Source organism: Blautia hansenii, from assembly GCF_013304445.1.
Lineage (GTDB): Bacteria > Bacillota > Clostridia > Lachnospirales > Lachnospiraceae > Blautia.
The window spans coordinates 80920-105747 of the sequence record NZ_JAAITA010000004.1 but is presented as its reverse complement, the minus strand read 5'-3'; the positions used below and the strand labels follow the sequence as shown (position 1 = coordinate 105747).

The 24828-nt window shown below is 47.5% G+C and carries 18 protein-coding genes; all 18 read left to right on the top strand.

The annotated features are described in order from the left end of the window. Positions 1 to 4: 4 nt before the first annotated feature. The gene (locus G5A70_RS05280) at positions 5 to 1282 is read left to right on the top strand and encodes a Na+/H+ antiporter NhaC family protein (RefSeq protein WP_173748594.1); all 1278 of its coding nucleotides are present in this window, start codon (positions 5 to 7) and stop codon (positions 1280 to 1282) included. 90 nt (positions 1283 to 1372) lie between these two features. Beyond that, positions 1373 to 2650 (top strand): adenylosuccinate synthase, encoded by a 1278-nt coding sequence (locus tag G5A70_RS05275; RefSeq protein ID WP_173748592.1) that lies wholly within the window; start codon positions 1373 to 1375, stop codon positions 2648 to 2650. A 142-nt stretch (positions 2651 to 2792) separates the two neighbouring features. Further along, positions 2793 to 5006 carry a DNA helicase PcrA gene (pcrA, locus tag G5A70_RS05270; RefSeq protein WP_173748590.1) on the top strand — a complete coding sequence of 738 codons (2214 nt, stop codon included), beginning with the start codon at positions 2793 to 2795 and terminating at the stop codon, positions 5004 to 5006. Positions 5007 to 5148: 142 nt separating this feature from the next. After that, positions 5149 to 5376 carry a hypothetical protein gene (locus G5A70_RS05265; RefSeq protein WP_173748588.1) on the top strand — a complete coding sequence of 76 codons (228 nt, stop codon included), beginning with the start codon at positions 5149 to 5151 and terminating at the stop codon, positions 5374 to 5376. 80 nt (positions 5377 to 5456) lie between these two features. Continuing rightward, complete coding sequence (gene rlmD, locus G5A70_RS05260; protein WP_173748586.1) at positions 5457 to 6851, top strand: 23S rRNA (uracil(1939)-C(5))-methyltransferase RlmD; 1395 nt, start codon at positions 5457 to 5459, stop codon at positions 6849 to 6851. 331 nt (positions 6852 to 7182) lie between these two features. Then, complete coding sequence (locus G5A70_RS15665; protein WP_173699015.1) at positions 7183 to 7377, top strand: hypothetical protein; 195 nt, start codon at positions 7183 to 7185, stop codon at positions 7375 to 7377. Position 7378: 1 nt separating this feature from the next. Next, positions 7379 to 7711, top strand: coding sequence for a hypothetical protein (locus G5A70_RS05255; protein WP_173699017.1), 333 nt, complete (start codon positions 7379 to 7381; stop codon positions 7709 to 7711). Between the two features lie 200 nt (positions 7712 to 7911). After that, entirely contained in the window at positions 7912 to 8739 is an 828-nt protein-coding gene (locus tag G5A70_RS05250; protein ID WP_173699019.1) for a ParA family protein, read from the top strand. Further along, positions 8693 to 9640: a ParB/RepB/Spo0J family partition protein gene (locus G5A70_RS05245; protein ID WP_173748583.1), complete on the top strand. Its 948-nt coding sequence runs from the start codon at positions 8693 to 8695 to the stop codon at positions 9638 to 9640. The genes G5A70_RS05250 and G5A70_RS05245 overlap by 47 nt, the downstream gene beginning before the upstream one ends. A 187-nt stretch (positions 9641 to 9827) precedes the next feature. Beyond that, positions 9828 to 13976, top strand: a complete 4149-nt coding sequence (locus tag G5A70_RS05240) for a SpaA isopeptide-forming pilin-related protein (protein ID WP_173748581.1) — start codon at positions 9828 to 9830, stop codon at positions 13974 to 13976. 162 nt (positions 13977 to 14138) lie between these two features. Beyond that, positions 14139 to 14441, top strand: a complete 303-nt coding sequence (locus G5A70_RS05235; protein WP_173699025.1) for a hypothetical protein — start codon at positions 14139 to 14141, stop codon at positions 14439 to 14441. A 9-nt stretch (positions 14442 to 14450) separates the two neighbouring features. After that, positions 14451 to 14726, top strand: coding sequence for a hypothetical protein (locus G5A70_RS05230; protein WP_173699027.1), 276 nt, complete (start codon positions 14451 to 14453; stop codon positions 14724 to 14726). Positions 14727 to 14857: 131 nt separating this feature from the next. Continuing rightward, entirely contained in the window at positions 14858 to 15466 is a 609-nt protein-coding gene (locus G5A70_RS05225) for a hypothetical protein (protein ID WP_173748579.1), read from the top strand. Then, positions 15466 to 16164 carry a hypothetical protein gene (locus G5A70_RS05220; protein ID WP_173748577.1) on the top strand — a complete coding sequence of 233 codons (699 nt, stop codon included), beginning with the start codon at positions 15466 to 15468 and terminating at the stop codon, positions 16162 to 16164. Before G5A70_RS05225 ends, G5A70_RS05220 begins: the two co-directional genes overlap by 1 nt. Before the next feature lie 14 nt (positions 16165 to 16178). Then, complete coding sequence (locus G5A70_RS05215; RefSeq protein ID WP_173748575.1) at positions 16179 to 16397, top strand: hypothetical protein; 219 nt, start codon at positions 16179 to 16181, stop codon at positions 16395 to 16397. Further along, on the top strand, positions 16381 to 16605 hold the full coding sequence (locus tag G5A70_RS05210) for a hypothetical protein (protein WP_173748573.1): 225 nt from the start codon (positions 16381 to 16383) through the stop codon (positions 16603 to 16605). The genes G5A70_RS05215 and G5A70_RS05210 overlap by 17 nt, the downstream gene beginning before the upstream one ends. 781 nt (positions 16606 to 17386) lie before the next feature. Continuing rightward, positions 17387 to 17839, top strand: a complete 453-nt coding sequence (locus G5A70_RS15660) for a TnpV protein (protein ID WP_319017068.1) — start codon at positions 17387 to 17389, stop codon at positions 17837 to 17839. A 695-nt stretch (positions 17840 to 18534) separates the two neighbouring features. After that, positions 18535 to 24804, top strand: a complete 6270-nt coding sequence (locus G5A70_RS05205; RefSeq protein WP_319017069.1) for an LPD25 domain-containing protein — start codon at positions 18535 to 18537, stop codon at positions 24802 to 24804. Positions 24805 to 24828 lie beyond the last annotated feature (24 nt).

Sequence of the window (24828 nt, the reverse complement as noted above, 5' to 3'; positions counted from 1 at the left end):
TTTTATGAATCAAAAGAAGAACGGAAATGCCCTGGCGCTTTTGCCTATCGGGGTATTTCTGGTGATTTTTATCGGAGCAGGGGTTTTGTCCCGGGATTTTTATACCATGCCGGCCATTGTAGGTTTTCTCATAGCCTTAATGGTAGCGTTTATGCAGAATCGCCGTGTGCGTTTTGCGGACAAAATGACCATTATCTCCAAAGGCATCGGAGAGGAGAATATTGTAACCATGTGCTTGATTTTCCTGGCCGCAGGCGCTTTTTCCGGCACCATTAAGGCTGCAGGAGGAGTGGAGAGCACGGTAAATCTGGGACTGTCCATTATGCCGGCATCCATTGCTGTCATGGGTCTGTTTATTATCGGCTGTTTTATTTCGATTTCCATGGGAACTTCTGTGGGAACCATTACAGCCATGGCTCCCATTGGAGTGGGAATTGCAGAAAAGACGGGAATTTCTCTGCCTGTCTGCATGGGCGCTATTGTGTGCGGCGCCATGTTCGGAGACAATCTTTCCATGATTTCCGATACCACCATTGCGGCTGTGAGAACCCAGGGATGTGAAATGAAGGATAAATTTAAGGAAAATTTTCTGATTGTCCTTCCGGCTGCTGTCATTACTGCAGTGATTTTCTTTTTCCTGGCAGGAGGAAATGCGGGAAATATGGACAAAGATTTGGAATACCAGTTTATTAAAGTGGTTCCGTATCTGGTCGTTCTGATAGGTGCTTTGATTGGAATTAATGTTTTTGTGGTACTGATTGTAGGAACTGTGCTGGCAGCCATTGTAGGAGTAGGAACCGGTGCTTTTGCTCTGGGAGAAATGTTCCAGAAGATGGGCGAAGGCGTTACCAGTATGTATGACATTACCGTAATTTCCATCATTGTAGCAGCCATTGTGGCCCTGGTGAAGGAATATGGCGGTATCGAGTTTATTCTGAATCTGATTAAGAAAAATATCAAAGGGGCAAGAGGCGGAGAATTTGGAATTTCCCTGTTGGTTTTTCTGGTAGACTGCTGTACTGCAAATAATACGGTGGCGATTGTTATGGCAGGACCGATTGCCAAGGAAATCAGTGAGGAATTTGATGTATCACCGAGAAGAAGCGCCTCTCTTTTGGATATTTTTGCCTCTGTGGGACAGGGAATGATTCCTTACGGAGCGCAGCTTCTTACAGCAGCCAGTCTGGCAGGTCTGTCACCGGTGCAGATTATGCCATATCTGTTTTATCCGATTCTTATGGGAATCAGTGCGGTTCTGTTTATTCTTTTCAGAAGAAGATGATTTTTTCAAATTTTACTTTATTTCTGAAAAAAAATGGTGTATGATACTGTAGTAATTGAAATGAGTTCAATCTTACAGGAGGAATAAAAGATGGTAAAAGCAGTAGTAGGGGCAAACTGGGGAGACGAAGGCAAAGGCAAAATTACAGATATGCTGGCGCAGGACGCAGATATTGTTGTGCGGTTTCAGGGTGGTGCCAACGCAGGGCATACCATTGTAAATAACTACGGTAAATTTGCACTTCACACACTTCCTTCCGGTGTTTTTAATGACCATACTACAAGTATTATCGGAAACGGTGTGGCTCTTAATATTCCGGTACTGTTTAAAGAGATACAGTCTATTGTGGAAAAAGGTGTTCCCACTCCGGACATTAAGGTTTCTGACCGTGCACAGATGGTAATGTCTTATCATATTAAATTTGACGAATACGAAGAAGAACGTCTGGCAGGCAAATCCTTTGGTTCTACAAAATCAGGAATTGCCCCGTTCTATTCAGATAAATTTGCAAAAATCGGATTCCAGGTCAGCGAGCTGTTTGAAGACGAAGCGGCACTGAGAGAAAAAGTGCAAAATATCTGTGATAAGAAAAATGTTTTATTAGAGCATTTGTATCACAAACCGCTGTTGACTGCAGATGACATTATGGAAGAATTAATGCAGTATAAAGAGATGATTGCACCTTATGTATGTGACGTTTCGCTGCTCTTGTGGAATGCCTTAAAAGAAGGAAAGGAAATCCTTCTGGAAGGTCAGTTAGGTTCCTTAAAAGATCCTGACCATGGTATTTATCCAATGGTTACCTCTTCTTCTACACTGGCTGCTTACGGTGCAGTAGGAGCAGGAGTTCCGCCATATGAAATCAAAAAAATTATTACGGTTTGCAAAGCATACTCCAGCGCAGTAGGTGCAGGTGCATTTGTATCCGAAATTTTCGGTGAAGATGCAGATGAGTTGAGACGCAGAGGCGGCGACGGCGGAGAGTACGGTGCGACTACAGGACGTCCGAGACGTATGGGATGGTTTGACTGTGTGGCTTCCAAATATGGCTGCCGTATCCAGGGAACTACGGATGTAGCCTTTACCGTGCTGGACGTATTGGGATATTTAGATGAAATTCCGGTATGTGTAGGTTATGAAATTGACGGTGAAGTGACAACAGAATTTCCAACAACACATCTTCTGGAAAAGGCAAAACCGGTACTGGAAGTGCTGCCCGGATGGAAATGTGATATCCGCGGCATTAAGAAGTATGAAGATTTGCCGGAGAATTGCCGCAAATATGTGGAATTTGTGGAAGAAAAACTGGGATTCCCGATTACTATGGTTTCCAATGGACCGGGAAGAGAAGATATTATTTACAGATAAGAATAGAGAAAACGGGCTTCTGTATCAGAGGGAAAAAGATACGGGAGCTCTTTTCTTTTGCGGCAAAAGGTTGCCTGTTTCAGCTGAATATGATATATTGTAGGAACAAATGTTTTGATTTACATATGGAGGAGAACAAACCATGAGTATTTACGATACATTAAATCACGAACAGCAGACTGCTGTTTTTCATACAGAAGGACCGGTTCTGATTCTGGCTGGCGCCGGTTCGGGAAAGACCAGGGTGCTGACCCACAGAATCGCATATTTAATAGAAGAAAAGGGTGTGAATCCCTGGAATATTATGGCCATTACCTTTACCAACAAGGCAGCAGGAGAAATGCGGGAACGTGTGGATAAGATTGTGGGATTTGGCTCTGAAAGCATCTGGGTTTCCACGTTTCACTCCAGTTGTGTGAGAATGCTGCGCCGGTTTATTGACCGTCTGGGATACGACACCAATTTTACGATTTATGATACCGATGACCAGAAAACGCTGATGAAAGATATTTGCAAGCGCCTGGATATTGATACCAAGGTGTACAAGGAAAGAGCAATTCTGGCTGCGATTTCTTCGGCCAAGGACGAGCTCATCAGCCCGGAGGAGTACGAAATCAACGTGATGTCCGATTTTTCCAAGCGGAAGATTGCCCTGGCTTACAAGGAATACCAGAAAGAACTGAAAAAGAACAATGCTCTGGATTTTGATGATTTGATTGTGAAAACAGTGGAGCTTTTCCGCGCCTGCCCGGATGTACTGGAATATTTCCAGGACCGGTTTCAGTATATTATGGTGGATGAGTATCAGGATACCAATACCGCCCAGTTTAAGTTTGTCAGCCTTCTGGCAGATAAATACCGTAATCTCTGCGTGGTGGGAGATGACGACCAGTCTATTTACAAGTTCCGCGGCGCCAACATCGGAAATATTTTGGGATTTGAGAAAGTTTTCCCGGATGCAAAGGTGGTTCGCCTGGAACAGAATTATCGTTCTACCCAGAACATTTTGAATGCAGCGAATCAGGTGATTCAGAATAATATGGAAAGAAAGAGAAAATCTCTCTGGACGGAAAATGCAGAAGGAGAAAAACTGCATTTCCGCCAGTTTATGAACGCTCATGAAGAGGCAGAATACATTGTGGGGGATATCAGCAAAAAAGTGCGTGAGCATGACGGGGAGTACCGGGATTTTGCCATTCTCTACAGAACCAATGCCCAGTCCCGTCTGTTTGAAGAAAAATTCCTTATGGCCAATATTCCTTATAAATTGGTAGGAGGCGTGAACTTCTATGCCAGAAAGGAAATCAAGGACTTGCTGGCCTATTTAAAGACGGTGGATAATGCAAGAGATGATTTGGCGGTACGGAGAATTATTAATGTGCCAAAAAGGGGAATTGGCGCGACCACCCTTGGCCGTGTGCAGGATTATGCCGCAGAGAGGGGCATGAGTTTCTATGATGCTCTGCGGGAAGCAGACCAGATTCCGTCTCTTGGAAGAGCTGCGTCTAAAGTAGAGCCATTTGTCACGTTTATTCAGACACTGAGAAGCAAGCTGGAGTACCTCTCTCCCTCAGAACTTTTGAAAGATATTATTGAAAATACTGGTTATGTGGAAGAACTGCGGGCAGAGGGAACGGAAGAAGCAGAGGCCAGAATTGAAAACATTGACGAGTTGATTACCAAAGTCGTTACATATGAAGAGGAAAACGAAGAGCCTACGCTTTCCGGTTTTCTGGAAGAAGTTGCTCTGGTAGCGGATATTGATTCCGTGGACGGCGATGACAATCAGGTGCTTCTGATGACCCTTCACAGCGCCAAAGGTCTGGAATTTCCTTATGTGTATCTGGCTGGTATGGAGGATGGAATTTTTCCAAGCTATATGACCATTACCGCAGATGATCCTACGGAAATCGAGGAAGAACGACGCCTGTGTTATGTGGGAATTACCAGAGCCATGAAGGATTTGACACTGACCTGCGCCCAACAGCGTATGATTCGTGGAGAAACCCAGTATAATAAGGTATCTCGCTTTATTAAGGAAATCCCCAGAGACCTGGTGGAACTTGGCAGAAATTTTGAGGAGAAAAAATTGAAAGAAATTCCTCTTCCCACCAGTTACCGGCAGATGAAGGAGGCCTTTAAACAGCCGGCTTTTGTGCCGAAACAGTTTGAAGTAAAGAAGGCTTCCGGTCTGGATTACGGCGTAGGTGACACGGTGAAGCACATGAAGTTCGGCGTGGGTGTGGTAACGGCCATTACAGAAGGCGGCCGGGATTACGAAGTTACGGTGAACTTTGACAAAGCGGGAATCAAAAAGATGTTTGCTTCTTTTGCAAAATTAAAAAAAGTGCAGTGATTGTGAAAATATCTTGAAAATTTCAAGAAGGGATAGTAAAATTCAAAGTACGGTGGTATAATATCTACAGAAATAAAGTTCAGAATAATATAATTTCAGAAATGCGTTACAGACAATTTCAGCAGAGAGGAAGGTGCAGACTATGAATCGTATTGAGGATTTAATTACCGCATTGCAGAAAAAAGAGGAAGAAAAAAATAAAAATACCGTATTGTGGGTACTGGCGATTATCGGTGCAGTTGCAGCCGTTGCCGGAATCGCATATGCTGTTTACCGTTTCTTTACTCCGGATTATCTGGAAGATTTTGAAGAGGATTTCGACGATGACTTCGACGACTACTTTGAAGACGAGGACGACGAGGAAAAGTAAAGACTTAAAGGGAATAGGAACTTCGGGGAACCGGAGTTTCTTTTTCTGTAAAGCAGAATAAGAGTGAAAAGGAGAGCAGTGTGAAGAAAGGCGAAATATACGAGGGAATTATCGAGAAAGTGGATTTTCCAAATAAAGGAAGGGTGCAGATAGGGGACAGAACCGTAATTGTCAAAAATGGTATGCCGGGACAGAAGATACGATTTCAGATTAATAAAAAGAAAGGCACCCGCCTGGAGGGAAGGCTCCTGGAAGTACTGGAAAAATCACCTCTGGAAACCAGAGAACCGGTATGCAGTATTTTTCCGGCCTGCGGCGGCTGTATGTATCAGACCATGTCTTATGAGCATCAGCTGCAGATGAAGGCTGAGCAGATAAAAAAACTCATAGATACGGCGGTGATACAGAGCGGACAGGTTGACGAGCACGGAAATGCGGACTATACATTTGAGGGAATCAAGGGAAGTCCCCAGGAATTTGCTTACCGCAATAAAATGGAGTTTTCTTTCGGCGATGAATATAAGGACGGACCGCTTTCTCTGGGACTTCATAAAAAAGGAAGTACTTATGATGTATTAAATGCCTGTGACTGTAAGCTGGTGCATGAGGATATGACAAAAATTCTCACCTGTGTGCTGGAATACTGCAGGGAACAGGGATATGCATATTATCACAAAATGCAGCATACGGGATTCCTGCGGCATTTGCTTTTGAGAAGAGGGAATACCACAGGAGAGATTCTGGTGAATCTGGTGACAACCAGTCAGGAGCAGACAGACTTTGGAGAGCTGAAAGAAAGGCTTTTGAATCTGAAATTGGAAGGCGAAATCGTGGGATTTCTGCATATTGTCAATGATGCTCTCTCCGATGTGGTGAAAAGTGATGAAACCAGGATTCTTTACGGAAAAGATTATTTTTATGAGGAAATTCTGGGACTGAAGTTTAAGATTACGCCGTTTTCTTTTTTCCAGCCCAATTCTTATGGGGCAGAGGTGCTCTATGAGACGGCCAGGGAATACATTGGAAATACAAAGGATATGACGGTGTTTGACCTTTACAGCGGCACGGGAACCATTTCCCAGATTCTGGCTTCTGTGGCAAAGGAAGTCATCGGAGTGGAAATTGTGGAAGAGGCCGTTGTAGCAGCAAAAGAAAATGCAAAGCGAAACGGGATTGAAAACTGCCGGTTTCTTGCAGGGGATGTGCTGAAGGTGCTGGATGAGATAGAAGAGAGACCGGATTTTATTGTACTGGATCCGCCAAGGGACGGGATTCATCCAAAGGCGCTGCCTAAAATTATTGATTATGGGGTGGATAAACTGGTTTATATTTCCTGTAAGCCCACCAGTCTGGCAAGGGACTTGGAGATGTTTCTGGGACGGGGCTACCGGGTGGAGAAGGTGTGCTGTGTGGATCAGTTTTGTCAGACCGTACATGTGGAGACTATTGTGTTGATACAAAAGAAAAACTCGTAGAAATCCTTTATTTTAGGCACTTTGCGAAACATTTCGTGTTCTCTCCAGAGGGTAAAAATAGCCGTAATAAACACCTCAAAAATTATTTTGACGTTTCGGTGGTTGTTGATATCGGGTGTGGGAACACAAACGGAAATTAAAGGGTTTTTAGGTGTCACTTATCTATGTAGTGTACACCCTGTTACTAAAGTGCAGGCGACAGACATTTAGAAATCGAACAGGATAAGCGTATCATTAGAGATAGTGGTACGCTTATTTTTTACCCGATTTTGCATATTTGAGCCGATTGCCGCTTTTTTATATAATGAAAGAAAAAAGGACGGTGGAGATTATAAGGGAGAAACTTAATCATTTGTATGTAGATAGTAAAGAAAAGACAATCCTGCTACTTAGCCTTGTTGAACTGAAAAATCAGCTCATACAGCAAGGCAGATACACCGACCCTGTTGACGAACTTATCTTTAAAATCAGTAACGCCCCAATTAAAAAATTAAAGGTTGTGATAAGCTGTGGGGAGGTTATATGATATGGAGTTTGAGAAGATATTAACATTGGCGTTGGAAAATCTGAAAGAGAACTCTGTATATCAGCTTTTACAGTCAGATATGGATTTTCAGAAAGAAAGTCAAGATGAAAGCTCTGCTGAAGAAAGCTATATCCAACTTGATTTGACAGAAAAGCAACGGCAGGTATGTGACCAACTTTTAGATTGCAGGGATAGCCAGAACATAGATTATTCTAATTGTTCGTATGTAGCGGGATTATATGATGCGTTCCGTATCATGGCAGTCCTGTTCCCTCAAAAATGGAATATGGAACAGATACGGCAAACCTTGTATGAAAATTCTAAAACTAAATAAAGTAACTTTCTACATAGCCGATTGGTGTAACAGCCAGTCGGCTTTTTTGCGTATCACAACGAGCCAAGCGGAAATGCTTGCATTTCCATTTGGCGACTGTCACGGTCAGCGAGATGTTAATCGAGCTGCGTTCTCTGGTACTGTTTTTACATAGCCACCTTGACAAAGTGGCTAAATCTATGCGAAAGGAGGACGCACCTATGTCAAATTGCAAAGTGATTGCTCTGACAAACCAGAAAGGCGGTGTCGGAAAGACGACCACAGCGGTCAATCTAGGTGTTGGTCTGGCGAAGCAAGGCTCTAAGGTATTGTTGATCGATGCCGATGCACAGGCAAATCTCACAATGGCTCTGGGCTATAACCGACCAGATGATATACCCATTACTATCTCTACTGTGATGCAGAACATCATAGACGATAAATCCTTTGATGCTTCTGGCGGGATTATCCACCACAGCGAGGGCGTTGACCTGCTCCCGTCCAATATTGAGCTGTCGGGTCTTGAGGTAAGGCTAATCAATGCCATGAGCCGTGAAAGTGTTTTGAAAGCCTATGTGAATGAGGTCAAAAAGAATTACGATTATGTGCTTATTGACTGTATGCCATCCCTCGGTATGATTACGATTAACGCATTGGCGGCGGCTGACAGCGTGGTTATCCCAACACAGCCCCACTATCTTTCTGCAAAAGGTCTGGAGCTTTTGCTTCGCTCCGTATCAAAGGTCAGGCGGCAGATCAATCCCAAGCTGCGAATTGACGGTATCTTAATGACGATGGTAATGCCCCGCACGAACATCTCTAAGGAGATTACCGCAACGGTAAAGAGTGCATACGGACAGAAAATCAGGGTCTTTGACGCCGAGATACCCCATTCCATCCGTGCGGTGGAAGCTACCGCAGAGGGCAAGAGCATTTTTGCCTATGATAAAAGCGGAAAGGTAGCCGCAGCCTATGACCAGTTCGCAAAGGAGGTGGCAGAGATTGGCGAAAGGCAGAGAAAGCAAAATCGAGCTGACCGCATACGATGACCTGTTTGAAACGGATGAGAGCCGTGCAGAAGCAGCGTTAAGCAAAATAAGGGACATTCCCATTTCAGAGATTGACGAGTTCCCAGACCACCCGTTCAAGGTTTTCATGGACGAAGATATGGAACAACTTGTTGACAGTATCAGAAGAAACGGCGTAATGACCCCTGCGACAGTACGGCTCAAAGAGGACGGGCGGTATGAGCTTATCAGCGGTCACAGACGAAAAAAGGCTTGCGAGCTTGCAGGGCTTGAAACGCTGAAATGCGAGGTTAAGGAGCTGACCCGTGACGAAGCGATTATTGTCATGGTGGAGAGCAACCTGCAACGCTCCGTTATTCTGCCAAGTGAGAAAGCCTTTGCGTATAAGATGCGGCTTGAAGCGATGAAGCGGCAAGCAGGCAGACCCGTCAAAGGTAATTATTCCCCAATGGGAAATAATTTAGAGTTTGCGACTTCAAGTGATGAACTTGCCGAGAAAGTAGGAGAAAGTAAAAATCAAATTTTTCGCTATATCCGTCTAACCGAGCTTGTACCCGAAATTTTGCAGATGGTTGATGACAGGCAGATTGCTTTCCGTCCTGCGGTGGAGATTTCTTATCTCTCCGAGGGACAGCAGTACACCCTGCTTGAAGCCATGAGCTATAACGATGCCACCCCGTCACTTGCACAGGCTATCAAAATGAAGAAGTTTATGCAGGAGGGAAAGCTGACGGACGAGGTTATCAGCTCTATCATGGAGGAGGAAAAGCCCAACCAGAGGGAAAAGCCTGTGTTCCGTGATGAAAGGATAACCAAGCTCATACCAAAGTCAATCCCCAGAGGGCAGGAAACGGATTTTGTTGTAAAGGCGTTGGAGTTTTATAACCGCCATTTACAGCGGAACAAGGCTCACGAAAGGTAAGCCACACACCGAGGGAGAAGTCTGCCCTTTGAAGGATAGCCGTTTTTTTCGGCTCCCCCTCTCCACACCTCTCCCCCTTGATACTGCCAGTAACTATCCGAGAAAAGAAAGTATTTAAGCTGTCCGTAAGGGGCAGCTTTTTTCGGGCAGTAAGGCAATCCAATCACAAATCTAACAGGAGGTAACGATGAAAATTCGTAAATTATTCAAGAAAGCTGCCGCCTTTGCTTTGGCGGCGGTCACGGCATTGTCCGTGATACCTGCGACGACAGCGTTTGCAGCAGGTGATATTGGTACGATTTCCTTTAACTTTGCTTATGACAGCAATGGAAATGCCATCCGATATAATTCAAGCGATACCTTTAACGGCTACACCGCAGGCGGTACAGGACATTATCACTATCGTATGTTTATCGATGGGGAAACAGGGTTCTGTATCCAGCCAGGTGTACCTTTAAAAACAGGAAATACTTTGAAAAAGGCATCTTCCGACACATGGAACGCTCTTTCTGCCAACCAGAAAAAGGCGGTTGGGCTTGCCCTGCTCTATGGGTATCAGGGCAACAAGAGCAACCTGACAGGCAGCGATGATGAGAAGTGGCTTGCCACACAGACCCTTGTATGGGAGTTTGTCACGGGCTGCCGTGAAGCCACAGGTTCATATAAGAAGGTTAGCAATAAGATTTATGATGTAAACTTTGGCTCGAATTATCCTAACAGCGGAGCAAAGGCAGCGTATGACCAGATTGTTTCCATGCTGACAGCCCACAATACCATTCCGAGTTTTATGTCGGGCGGTAAAAAGGACATCACAAAGGAGCTTGCCTATAAAGACGGAAAATACAGCATCACGCTGACAGACAGCAATGGTGTTTTATCGGATTATACCTTTACAAGCTCCGACAGCAGCGTGACGGTATCAAAGTCTGGCAATAAGCTGACCATCACATCCGAAAAAGCAGTCAGCGGCTCCGTCCGTATCACGGCAACAAGGAACAACGTGCCGACAGTCAGCAGCAGCGCAAAGCTGATCGCATACGGCGACCCGAACCTGCAGGACTTGATTACGGGTGTGGAAAACGCTGATACTGTGGCAGCGTATATCAATATCGAAACGCCGACAGGCACGATTGCCCTCAAAAAGACATCCGAGGACGGCGTCGTTGAGGGTATCCAGTTCACGATCAAAGGCGACAACTTCAATAAGACCGTGAAAACTGACGCCAATGGTAACATCTCTGTAGAGGGCTTATTCCCCGGCACTTATACCGTAACGGAGCAGTCCATTGACCGCTATGAGCCGCAGCAGACCCAGACCGTGACGATTATCGGGGGAAAAACCTCTACTGTTACGTTCAGCAATACCTTGAAGCGTGGAAGCCTTGAGGTTGTGAAAACTTCCGAGGACAATCTGGTGGAGGGCGTGAAGTTCCACCTTTACGGCACTTCCCTAAGCGGTTTGGCGGTGGATGAATACGCTGTAACCGATGCAAATGGCGTGGCGAAGTTTGAGAATGTCCTGATTAGCGGCAATGCCCCGTATGTGCTTGAGGAGGTGGATACGGCAGTCCGTTATGTGGTTCCCGACTCCCAGACTGCCCCGATTGAATGGAACAAGGTCACAAGCCGCAGCTTTACCAATATCTTAAAGAAATTCAATGTGACTGTGACTAAGAGCGATGTGGAAACGGGCGGCACACCGCAGGGCGACGCTTCCCTTGCAGGTGCGGTTTACGGCATCTACAAAGGCGAGGAGCTGATCGACACTTATACGACAGATGAAAACGGTCAGTTCACGACCAAGTATTATGTATGCGGCGATGACTGGAGCATCCGTGAAATCAGCCCGTCCGAGGGCTATCTTCTGGATACCGAAAGCCACCATGTTGGCGCAGAGTCGCAGCTTTACACCATAGAGTATAATTCCGCAAAAAATGATGTGAATGAGCAGGTCATCAAGGGCAATATCGCCATTATCAAGCATACCGACAACGGCGATACCCAGATTGAAACGCCCGAAGATGGTGCGGTGTTTGAGGTATTCTTAAAATCCGCAGGCAGCTATGAAAACGCAAAGGAAACCGAGCGTGATATTCTGACCTGCGATGAGAACGGCTTTGCCCAGACAAAGGATATGCCGTATGGCATTTATACTGTCCGCCAGACCTCTGGATGGGAGGGGCGTGAGCTGATGAAGGAATTTGATGTGTTCATCAATTCTGACGGTCAGACCTACCGCTATCTCATCAACAATGCCAACTTTGAGAGCTATATCAAGATTGTTAAGAAAGATGCGGAAACAGGCAATACCATTCCGTATGCAGGGGCGGGCTTCCAGATTTATGACCCAGACGGAAACCTTGTGACCATGACTTTCACTTATCCCGAAGTGACGGCGATTGATACGTTCTATACTACCGCAGAGGGCGAGCTTATCACACCGCAGACCCTTGAATACGGCAAGGGATATTCTCTTGTGGAGGTACAGGCTCCGTATGGCTATGTGTTAAATTCCGAGCCTGTTTATTTTGATGTGGTGCAGGAAAACTCCGAGGAGGAAAGCGGTATCACGGTCATTGAAGTGGTACGCTCCAACATGGCGCAGAAAGGCACGATTACCGTGTCCAAGTCTGGCGAGGTATTCTCTACCGTAGCAGGCGACAAGGGATTATATCAGCCGATTTTTGCGGTCAGCGGTCTTGAGGGTGCGGTCTATGAGATTACCGCAGCCGAGGACATCTATACTCTGGATGGTACGCTCCGCGCTTCTAAGGGCGAGGTTGTGGATACCGTTACCACAGGCGCAGATGGAACAGCGACCTCTAAGGAGCTGTATCTGGGTAAATACGAAGTGAAAGAAATCACAGCCCCGTATGGCATGGTCTTAAATGACGAAGTTCATTCCGTAGAGCTTGTGTATGCAGGACAGGAAATCGAAGTGACGGAAACAGCCACAGGTTTTTACAATGAACGTCAGCGGGTGGAAATCGACCTTGTAAAGAGCCTTGAAACGGACGAAGCCTATGGCGTTGGCATGAATGGCGAAATCTATGATGTGACCTTTGGCTTGTATGCCGCAGAAGAACTCACCGCCGCTGACGGCACAACTATCCCTGCGGACGGTCTGATTGAGGTCATCTTCCTTGACGGGGACGGTCACGGTAAGGCAATCAGCGACCTGCCGATTGGAAATTACTATGTGCAGGAAATCAACACCAATGCTGCTTATATTGGCAGCGACACGAAATATCCTGTGAACTTTGAATATGCGGGACAGGATACCGCCCGTGTAAACATCACAGCCAATGATGGCGAAGCCATTGAAAATGACCTTATTTACGGCTCTGTCAGCGGTATGAAGTATGATGAGGACGGGAACGCCCTCGGCGGTGCGCTCATCGGTATCTTTCAGACTGGCACAACGGAATTTACAGAGGAAAATGCCATTGCGACTGCCACATCAGCAGATGACGGCAGTTTTTCTTTTGCCAAAGTCCCGTATGGCACATGGATCATCCGTGAAATCGAAAGCCCGAAAGGTTATGTACTCTCCGAGGAAGAAATCAATGTGACCATCGGTGCGGTGGATGAAATCGTGGAAATCGAGCTTGTCAATGACTTCATCACAGGCAATATCGGATTGACAAAGGTGGATGAGGATTATCCTGATAATAAGCTCACAGGTGCAGTATTTGAAGTTTATGCGGATACCAATGGAAACGGCGAGTTTGACAAGGATGATGAGCTGCTCGGAGAGATGGGCGAAATTGAAAAGGGCGTTTACCAGATGAGCGACCTCAGATACGGTAAATACTTTGTCCGTGAAAAGACCGCCCCGACAGGCTTTGTGCTTGATGAAAATGTCTATCCCGTATCCATTGAGGAAAACGGCAAGACCTATATGGTGGAGAATGAAGCGAGCGTGGGCTTTATGAACGCCGCACAGAAAGGGTCACTCAAAATCGTCAAGACTTCTTCTGACGGTAAAGTGGAGGGCTTCTCTTTCCGTGTCATTGGGGATAACGGGTACGACCAGACCTTTACTACCGATAAGAACGGCGAAATTCTCATCGGGGGTCTGCGTATTGGCGAATATACCGTATCCGAGATAAACGACAAGGTTTCCTCTGGTTATATCCTGCCTGCCGACCAGAGCGTAACGGTAAGGGTGGATGAAACAGTCACAGTCACGATGCACAATGAGCTGCGTGACACCCCGAAAACAGGCGATGACTTCAATCCCGCCCTCTGGGGAGGAATTGCGGCAGCGTGTGTCATTGGTGCAGGCGTTCTCGGTTTTGTCGGCTTTAAGAGCAGAAAGAAAAAGGAGGATTAAGGAATGGATGCTAAGACCATTATTGCGGTTGTGCTTGTCGTATTCATTGTAGGTGCGGCAGTCTGGCTGAATATCCGCAATCGGAAGAATAAATAACCCATGAGGAGCAGGAACGGGGGCGGCTGAAAAAAGCCGCCCTCTTTCCATTTATGGAGGTATGCAATGAGAAATTTAAAGACCATTGAAAACAAGGTAAAGACCATTCTGAAGAAGAATGAAGATGCCAGAAACGATGACATGGTACTGTATCTTGCCCTTTGCAATCTCTGCCTGAAGGATGCGGGGGCGATACCCCTTGCGGAGATCATGACACAGCACAGATCCCTCGGTCTGCCGAGCTTTGAGAGCGTCAGCAGGACACGGAGGAAGCTGCAGGCGAAGCATCCAGAACTGGCGGGAAGCCGACCCGTGCAGAAGTTACGGACGACTGGCGAAAAGGCATATCGGAAGTATGCCAAAGAATGAGAGGTGCTTATGGAACAGGAAAAACGTATCAATCAGGGCTATGAAATCATAGAGAGCTGTACCATCGGGAGTAAAGAGCTTGTCATCGGTCATAACCCCAAAGCCCCCAACCCTTATGTGTGTTGGTACTGTAAGGGCGGCGATAATTATTACTGGGGCTGCTACTGTAATGAGCTTTCGGCGGCGAGGGAAAGTCTGAGTGAACGGTACAATGAGGAGCGTCGTATGCCCTATAACAATCCCCCTGCCCCGAAGCAGAAAAACGGTGATGACCGTGAGCGATAATAAAAAGAAATACGATTGTACGACCTGCCCTTATCCCCGATATAAGGACAGGTCAGTTATTTTCTGCGACGTCTGCATCCGAAAGATTTTGGACGGGCAGAACGAGAAAAAGCAGGGAAAGGAGCAACCGAATGAGTGAAGAAAAAAGGATATTCTGTGATTACACCATTGAACAGGACATTTTCATCGGCAATAAGGAAGTGCTTTTAGGCGTGGATGAAAAGAGGACGCAGGAACACCGCTTTATGGTATGCTATTGCTCCTATGATAACCCGTTAGGCGTTCCGTGGCCGACGGAAGCCGTCGGCACGGACAGCTATCTGGAAGCCATGCAGGTATTCCTTGACAGGGTGCAGGCACAGGTGGAGCTTGTACGGGGCGAACAGGAAAAATATAAGTTTGATATGACCCCGTTTACCATAGAGGATTGTATCCCCGACGCCAGAAACCAGAGCATTGTTGGCAAGGTTGTCGTAATCAATGCCGAGCCGCAGCGGTATGAATACCAGCACTCCGCCTATCAGCTTGTTTTAGCGGAAAGTGGAAACGGAGCGACAGGCGGCAGAGGGCAGGCGGTATTCGGCACCTGCCTTGCCACAGGAGAACGAGCCAGATGGGAAAGGTACGATGTGCTTGGGGAAATCCGCCCAGAGCGTATGCCTGATTGGGCAAAGACAGCTCTTGAAAAAATCAAGGCACAGGAAAAAGAGAAAAAGCAAAGAAATCGGGAGGGACGCTGATGGAGATACGACCTTTAACGCCCGAAGAACAGAAATACACCTATGCCCAGAGTATGCAGCTTGAGGGGCAGACAGGGTGTATCGGGCATCTACGTGGTGATTTTGCCGACTCTGGATATGGTTTTTACACCACATGGTTTGACCACAGGGCGCAATGGAAAACGGACGAATTTAAGGCGGAGCTTGACACGGTTATCAATGAATTGCGGGAGGACAAAGGGCTTCTGCACAACCGCTATGATATGCGGGCTTTTGCAAGGCGTTATCCCGTAAGTGCTTTTCAGGGGAACTATTGCACAGAGTACGGTTTCCGAGCCGATACGGAGAAACACGCTTTCCTGTTCCGATGCAATCCCACAAGGGACGATTACAACTTTTACTGTTACTGCTATGTGAAGGAATGGCTTGACAGGCATATCGGCAGAACTGAGCAGGGCATCCGCTTTATCGACTCTGGATATAAAGAGTTGTTCCGTATCCCAGACGGCGGCAAAATCATTATCACTTCCGCTTGGGGAGAGAAAACGGAGCTTGCCTGCCGTTATATTGATGAAACCCATACCGAAGTGGGAAACAATCTTTTCCATATCTGTGAATTTGCCGAGCGTATGGAGAGAAACGGTGCGACCTATGAGCCGAAGCCGCCAGAACAGCCGCAGTCACAGAAAACCCCAAAGCATAAGAATTATGAACGATAAGGAGGATTTTTGATATGGCAGTCAACCAGAAAGCGGTCAAGGTCATCAATAAGATTTTGGACACAGGATTTACCGATGAAAAAGCCATCGCTGCTATGACGATGGATGATATTCTCTCCATACAGGGAATTACGGTAGTGGAAATCGGCATCATCAACGACCTGCAAAAGAGCATTAAGGCGAACAAGGTCATTTCTTTTCTGGCGGAGGTACAGCGTGGGCAGGGAGAATAAGATTTGCTTTACGGACAGTCAGGGCGACGCCCTGTTTACCATTCCAGACGGCGGTATGATAAAGCTCGCTTATGGCAATGGCGATGAAAACTATGCTATCTGCCGCTATCTGGACGAAACCCATGCAAAGATTGACGGTGTGGATTATTCCATTCTGGAGTTTGCACAGAGAATGGAGCGAAACGGTATCAGTTATGCTGCCGCATAAAACAGGAAATAAGATTATGAACGATAAGGAGGTGTAAGCCCATTGGCTGCAAAGTATCAGCTAATCACAGAGCTGTATCGGAGGACAGGCGTGGCGGTAGCGAAAAATCCGCAGGCGTGGCAGGGCTTTCTGGCTTCTGCCTGCCGAAATTACAAATGCCGCTTTGATGAGCAGCTTTTGATCTATGCCCAACGCCCCGATGCGGTTGCCGTTGCAGAGCTTAACACATGGAACAGGCTGTTCAAGCGTTGGGTCAACAAGGACAGCAAAGGCATTGCGGTATTTGACCCGAAAGGGCGCAGGAATACCCTCAAATATTATTTTGATGTGTCCGACACCCATGAGGGATATTATGGCAGCCGAGCCGTTCCGATATGGCAGATGGATAGGCGGTACGAGCAGCCTGTCATGGAAAGGCTGTCGGACAGGTTTGGCGGAACGGAAAGCGGCGACCTTGCCGCTGTTTTGATGGAAACGGCAAAGAACGCTGTGGAGGACAATCTGACCGATTACCTCTCTCAGCTTAAAGGCTGTACGAAAGACAGCTTTTTAGAAGGACTGGACGACCTTAATATAGAAGTCATCTACAGGCGGCTGACAGCAAACAGCGTTGCTTTTATGCTGATCAGCCGTTGTGGTCTGGATACGGGCGATTTATTTGAGCCAGAGGATTTTAGGGATATTGTAAATTTCAATACGCCCGAAACGCTGAACGCCATCGGCATTGCCACAAGCGATATTTCCGAAATGGCTCTGCGTGAAATCTCTGCGGCTGTCCGAAATGTGCAAATCGAAGCAAGACGGCAGAACCGCACATTTGCAAGGAATATCACAAGCCAGTATGATAAAGGCAGAAAACAACCCGAAAGGAGTGAAAACCATGAGCGAAATCACCTACACCAAACAGGGGGATTATCTTATTCCCGACCTGACATTACCGACAGAGCCAGAGCTTCCGCTTGGCAGATACGCTTTGATGCACAGGGATTATCTGGAGAAGCACAAGAGAGTGACCTACCTCAACCTGCTGACATCGGGCAGACTGAACGGGTATCTGTACCAGACCGAACAGACAGCACTTTCAAGGTTGGAACTTCTGACGAAGCAGCTCTCAAAGGAGCAGGGCGTGACGGAGGAGCTGAAAGAAAAAGCACCGATGCAGTGGGTAGGTCTGATGAACAACATCCGCAGTCAGGCGGAGGAAGTCATCTTGAGCGAACTGATTTACAACTGACACCCCAAGAGCCAGAGCCTGCCGAGGAGGAGCAGGTCAGCGTTGCCAATGAGGAAGAAGTTACAGCCAATCTCCCTACCGTAGATGAACAGATTGAAAGGATAGCAGAAGCAGAGGACGAAAAATCCTCTGCTTTTTCCGTTTCACAGGAGGATATTGACTCTGTTCTTGTGAGGGGCAGTGGCTTTCAAGATGGGAAATACCGTATTTACCGCCAGTTCCAAAAACGTGAGGACAGCAAAAGTAATATAGCGTTCCTCAAAAAAGAATATGGAACAGGTAACGGCACGTTCTATTTTTCAGACGGTAATGCAGGGCATTGGTGGCATGATGCAAAAGGAATTTCCATAGATAAGCATGGCATTTCTCTGGAGCATGACCTTGTACTCAAATGGTCACAGGTGGAAAAACGCCTGCGTGAGCTTATCAAAGATGACCGCTATCTCAATCCGAAAGAAAAAGACCATTATGCCGATTATCTGGAGAGCGTATCTGCCCCGCAGTATGAAATCGACACCCAGAGGAAACTTTCACGCCAGAGGTTTATCGAAGCACACAGGGAGCTGCCGCCTGCCGACAAAAGGGATACCCTCTCTTTGCGGCTCTCTGATTTTATCCGTGATTTGGACGGTTATGAGAAAGGTCTGCTCTCTGACGTAGACCGTACTGACCTTGCCGATGTGACCGCAGGACAGATGGAGCAGCAGCTTTCCGACCCTGTCGCCGTACAGCAGCTCCTTGATTTCTTTGCTTTGGTGCAGGGCAAGACGAGCAGTGTTTACAGCCGCAGCAATGCCTACCGCTTTTCGCAGGAGTTAAAAGAGCTTCATCCCATGTGTTACCTCTACCGTGAGGGCGATACGGTTTATATCGGAGCGGACAAATATGAGGTCACGACCATTGATGATGAGGGTGTGTATCTGCAAAACGCCCAGTTTCCTATTCTGGGGCAGCATTACAGCCGAGCCGATTTTGAAGAAAAGCTCCGAGAAAACCCTGCAAATGACCATCTGAAAGTAGTTGTGACGGAACGGCAGGAAAAGGAAATACCCACCGAGAAAAAGCCAGACAGTATTGTATTTTCTATTGGCTTTTCGGAACATCCTGCCTTTTATGACAGGGAGCTGAATGACCGATACACCAATTTGAGCTTTGCTCTGGGAAACAGGCTGCTCGGCATTCTGGATGAAAAGCAGCACCGTGAACGGCAGGACGAGAGCAAACAGGTTGGTTGGTATCATAAGACCGATTTTGCAATCAAGGCTGTCATAAACGGCGAGGAATTTAACTATGATGGACGGTTTGACATTGGGGATGGTGGGGGCGATCTGATAGCCCATATCAAAAACTTTTATGAATACTCCCTCTCCCCCAACTGTCCGTTTATCCCAGAATGGAAAAAGCAGGGCGGGGATTACTACCGAGAAAAGATGGAAAGCCTGCGGTGGGGACGGGATGTGTTTCTTCCTTTTCTCACGCAGCACAGTGAGCTGACCCCAGAGGATGAAAAGCTGCTTGCTGAGATAATGGCTACCGAAACCGACTGGAACAGAAAAGCCGAAGAACCCACGCAGGAGGAATTACTGGAACAGGCAAAGGCGTTGATTGACGCTTTCTGCCGTGAGGAATATGAGCAGGAAAACGGCGCAGACTACACCGACCTGTCCAAAGTGGGAATCGCCTATACCACCACCGAGGACGAACAGCACGAAATTCAAGCCGCCGTAAACCTTGTGGACTTCCGTATGGAAACCTATATTGACGGAACGCTTGCAGAGTACACGCAATATGACAGTCTTTCAGAACTGATACAGAATGGTCTTTCCTATCTGGATTTTGACAGTCTGGTATCCGTGACGGAGGAACAGCTTGCCCCATTCCATGAGGAAAAAAACCCACACTACACCGTAGAGCAGACTTCCGATGCTTTTGCCGACCCGACAGCGGCGCAGGATAATACTGACCTTATCGGCAGAGAAATCACGATTGACAACCGCCGTTATCTCATAGAGAGTGTTGGCGAAATCAGCGGCGATGTATCCATGCGTGACATCATGTTTCAGAACAATGTGGGCTTTCCAATAAACCGTGTGGAGAAAATCGGCTATATCCGCAGGCTTTTGGAACAGGCACAGCCAGAATTACCACCCGAAAAAGAAAATGCAAACGCCCCTGCCCCGTCCGATGACCGCAGAAACTTCCGTATTACCGATGACGCTTTAGGTGTTGGCGGCGCAAAAGAAAAGTTTAAACGAAACATGGCAGCAATCCATCTACTGCACGACCTTCAGATAGAAAACCGCCTTGCTACTCCCGAAGAACAGGAAATCCTCTCCCGCTATGTCGGTTGGGGCGGTTTGTCTATGGCGTTTGATGAACACAATGCGGCATGGGCAAATGAGTACAGGGAACTGAAAGCGGCACTTTCCGAAGAAGAATACCGTGCGGCGATGGAGTCAACGCTGACTGCTTTTTATACGCCGCCTGTTGTCATTAAAGCAATGTATGAAGCCCTTGACCGTCTGGGATTTTCACAGGGCAACATTTTAGAGCCGTCCTGCGGCACAGGCAATTTCTTAGGATTACTGCCCGATGGCATGGAAAAATCAAAGCTGCACGGCATTGAAATCGACCCCTTATCGGGCAGGATTGCAAAGCAGCTCTACCAGAAAGCGAATATCGCTATCGAGGGATTTGAGGACACAAAGCTGCCAGACGACCACTTTGATGTGGTACTCGGCAATGTTCCTTTCGGGGAGTTTAAGGTCAATGACAGCCGCTACAATTCCCAGAAATTCCTTATTCACGATTACTTTTTCGCAAAGGCTCTGGATAAAGCCCGTGCCGGCGGCGTTGTCATGTTCATTACCTCAAAAGGAACGATGGATAAGGCAAGCCCAGAAGTGCGGAAATATATCGCCCAGAGAGCCGAGCTGTTAGGGGCAATCCGCCTGCCAGACAATACCTTTAAAGCAAACGCAGGCACAGAGGTCACAAGTGACATTATCATTTTGCAGAAACGTGACCAGATCATCGAAACCGAGCCAGAGTGGGTACACCTTGACACGGATGAGAACGGCATTACAATGAACCGCTATTTTGTATCCCACCCAGAGATGATTTTGGGCGAGATGAAGATGGAAAGCACCCGTTTTGGCATGGATAGTGCCTGCAAAGTCTATGAGGATATACCGCTTTCCGAGCTTCTTTCCGAAGCTGTGCAGCAGATAGACGGGGAAATCCCAGAGTATGAAAGTGAGATTGACCAAATCTCTGATGAACAGGACGAGCCTGTTCCTGCCGACCCGAATGTGCGGAATTTTTCTTTTGCTCTTGTGGACGGAAAAATTTACTTCCGAGAGAATAACCAGATGATGCCCGCAAAGGTGTCCATGACCGCAGAAAACCGCATCCGAGGGCTTGTGGAAATCCGAGACTCAGTCCGCAGGCTCATCCAGTATCAGACCGACGATTATTCAGAGGAAATGATACAGACCGAGCAGGCAAACTTAAACCGCCTGTATGATGCCTATACAGCGAAGTACGGGCTTATTAACAGCCGAGGGAACTATCTTGCCTTTGCGTCGGACGAGAGCTATTTCCTCTTATGCTCCCTTGAAGTGCTTGACGATGAGGGGAAATTCAAACGCAAGGCGGATATGTTCACGAAACGGACGATTAAGCCCCACCGTGAAGTGACCTTTGTGGAAACGGCGAGCGAAGCCCTTGCCTTGTCCATCGGGGAGAAAGCCCGTGTTGATCTGGATTATATGGCACAGCTCACAGGCAAGCCGCAGGAGGAAATCATCAGAGATTTGCAGGGCGTTATCTTCCGTGAGCCAAGCTCCGAGCCTGCAAGGTATGTGACCGCAGACGAATATCTGTCGGGCAATGTCCGTGTAAAGCTCATTATGGCGAAAGCCGCAGCGAAGGACAATCCAGAGTATGCAGTCAACGTATCGGCTCTGGAGCGTGTCATTCCAAAGGATTTGCCCGCAAGTGAAATCGCTGTCCGTCTGGGTACAACATGGATACCGCAGGAGGATATACAGCGGTTTATGGTGGAGCTTTTAACCCCGTCAAGCTATGCGATGGGCAGGTTAAGGGTACGCTACACGCCGATAAATGGCGACTGGTTCATTGAGAATAAGAGTTCCGATGTGGGAAATGTAAAGGCAGACAGCACCTATGGTACGAAAAGGGCGTCTGCCTATCGCATTATTGAGGACACCTTAAATCTGCGTGACACCCGCATTTTTGATTATGTGTACGATGAAAATGGTAAGAAAACAGCGGTACTCAACCATAAGGAAACCACCGCAGCGCAGGCAAAGCAGGAAGCGATCAAGCAGGCGTTTCAGGATTGGATCTGGAAAGACCCAGAGCGCAGAAACCGCCTTGTCCGCTATTATAATGATACGTTTAACAGCGTCCGCCCCCGTGAGTATGACGGGAGCCATATCAAATTTGGCGGTATCAGCCCAGAGATTACGTTAAGACCGCACCAAGTCAACGCCATTGCCCATATCCTTTACGGCGGCAATACGCTCCTTGCCCATAAAGTAGGCGCAGGCAAAACCTTTGAGATGGTTGCCGCCGCACAGGAAAGCAAACGGCTCGGCTTATGCCAGAAATCCATGTTTGTTGTACCAAACCACCTTGTCGGGCAATGGGCGTCGGAGTACCTGCGTCTATATCCAAGTGCGAATATCCTTGTGACGACCAATCGGGATTTTGAAACAGGAAACCGCAAGAAATTCTGCGGCAGGATTGCCACAGGCGACTATGATGCGGTCATCATCGGTCACAGCCAGTTTGAGAAAATCCCCATCAGCGAGGAACGCCAGAGGGAGCAGCTCATGCGTCAGCTTGACGATATTGAGCGTGGCATTGATGACGTACAGGCAAACAAAGGCGAACAGTTCACGGTCAAGCAGCTTATGAAAACCCGAAAGGCGATCAAAGAAAAGCTCGATAAGCTCAACGATACCAAGCGGAAAGACAACGTGATCAACTTTGAGGAATTGGGTGTTGACCGTCTGTTTATTGATGAGAGCCATTTTTACAAGAACCTCTACCTCTATACCAAGATGAGGAACGTGGGCGGCATCGCCCAGACCGAAGCCCAAAAAAGCTCCGACCTCTTTATGAAGTGCCGCTATCTGGATGAAATCACAGGCAACCGAGGGACGGTTTTCGCAACGGGTACGCCTATCAGCAACTCAATGGTAGAGATGTATTCCGTACAGCGGTACTTGCAGTACGATACCCTTGCAGGGAACGGATTGCAGCACTTTGACAGTTGGGCTTCTACCTTTGGCGAAACCATCACGGCTCTGGAATTAGCACCCGAAGGCACGAATTACCGAGCCAAGACGAGGTTTGCGAAGTTCTACAACCTGCCAGAGCTTATGCAGATGTTCCGTGAGATTGCGGATATTCAGACCGCCGATATGTTAAAGCTCCCCGTGCCAGAAGTCATTTACCACAATGTAAAGACGAAGCCGAGCCAGATACAGAAAGAAATGGTGGCGGGTCTTGCCAAGAGAGCCGAGAAAGTCCGTGCAAGGCTTGTGAAGCCGAACATCGACAATATGCTGAAAATCACGAATGACGGGCGCAAACTGGCACTCGACCAGAGGATGATTGACCCGATGCTGCCCGATGACCCAGACAGCAAGGTCAATGCCTGCGTGGACAATGTGTACCGTATCTGGGAGGAACACGCCGACACAAAAGCAGCACAGCTTGTATTCTGCGACCTTTCCACGCCGAAAAATGACGGCAGCTTTAATGTCTATGACGATATGCGGGAGAAGCTCATACAGCGTGGCATCCCTGCGGAGCAGGTGCGTTTTATCCATGAAGCGACCACAGATGCACAGAAAAAAGAGCTGTTTGCAAAGGTGCGAAGCGGCGAGGTGCGTATCCTGTTTGGCTCTACCCCGAAGATGGGGGCAGGTACGAATGTGCAGGACAGGCTCATTGCCATCCATAATTTAGACTGTCCGTGGCGACCCTCTGATTTGGAACAGCGTCAAGGCAGGCTTGAACGCCAAGGCAATATGTTCCCAGAGGTGGAGGTTTACCGTTATGTGACGGAACAGACCTTTGACGCATACCTCTACCAGTTGGTGGAATCAAAGCAGAAATTCATCTCCCAGATAATGACGAGCAAAAGCCCCGTGCGTTCCGCAGAGGATGTGGACGAGGTGGCTCTTTCCTTTGCGGAGGTAAAAATGCTTGCCACAGGCGACGAGCGTTTCAAGGAAAAGATGGATTTGGATATACAGGTTTCCAAGCTGAAAGTGTTGAAGCAGAGCTATCTTTCCGAGCATTACGACCTTGAGGACAGGGTGCTGCAATACTATCCGCAGACCATAAAGAAGTTTGAGGAACGTATCGCCGCCTATGAAAAGGATGCGGCACTTGCCGAACAGCATAAACCGCAGGGCGAGGACAAGTTCTGCCCAATGACCTTAAAGGGCGTGACCTATCAGGAAAAAGCGGACGCAGGCGAGATGCTTCTTGCAACCTGTAAGGAAAATCCGCTGTTAAATCCCGTGGAAATCGGCAGCTACCGAGGTTTCAAGATGGAGGTTTTTTATGATACCGTAAACGCCCATTTCTGTTTAAACCTGTGCGGGGCAGGCAGATATAAGGTAGAGTTAGGCTCTGACGCTCTGGGTAATCTGACCCGAATTGAAAATATGCTTTCAAAGGTTGCGTCCAATCTGGAGGTTGAGAAGCGGCAGAAATCCGAGGTTATCGAACAGCTTTCCAATGCAAAGGCGGAGCTTTTGAAGCCTTTTGCCTACGAGGACGAGCTGAAGGAAAAGACCGACAGGCTCAATGCCCTTAATATCGAGCTTAACCTTGACGAGAAGGACACGCCTGTTCTGGACTCCGAGCCAGAGCAGACCGAGGGACAGCCCGAAAGAAAAAGCACAGACCGAGAGAGATAATCTGATTTGCACATTTGTAATGCT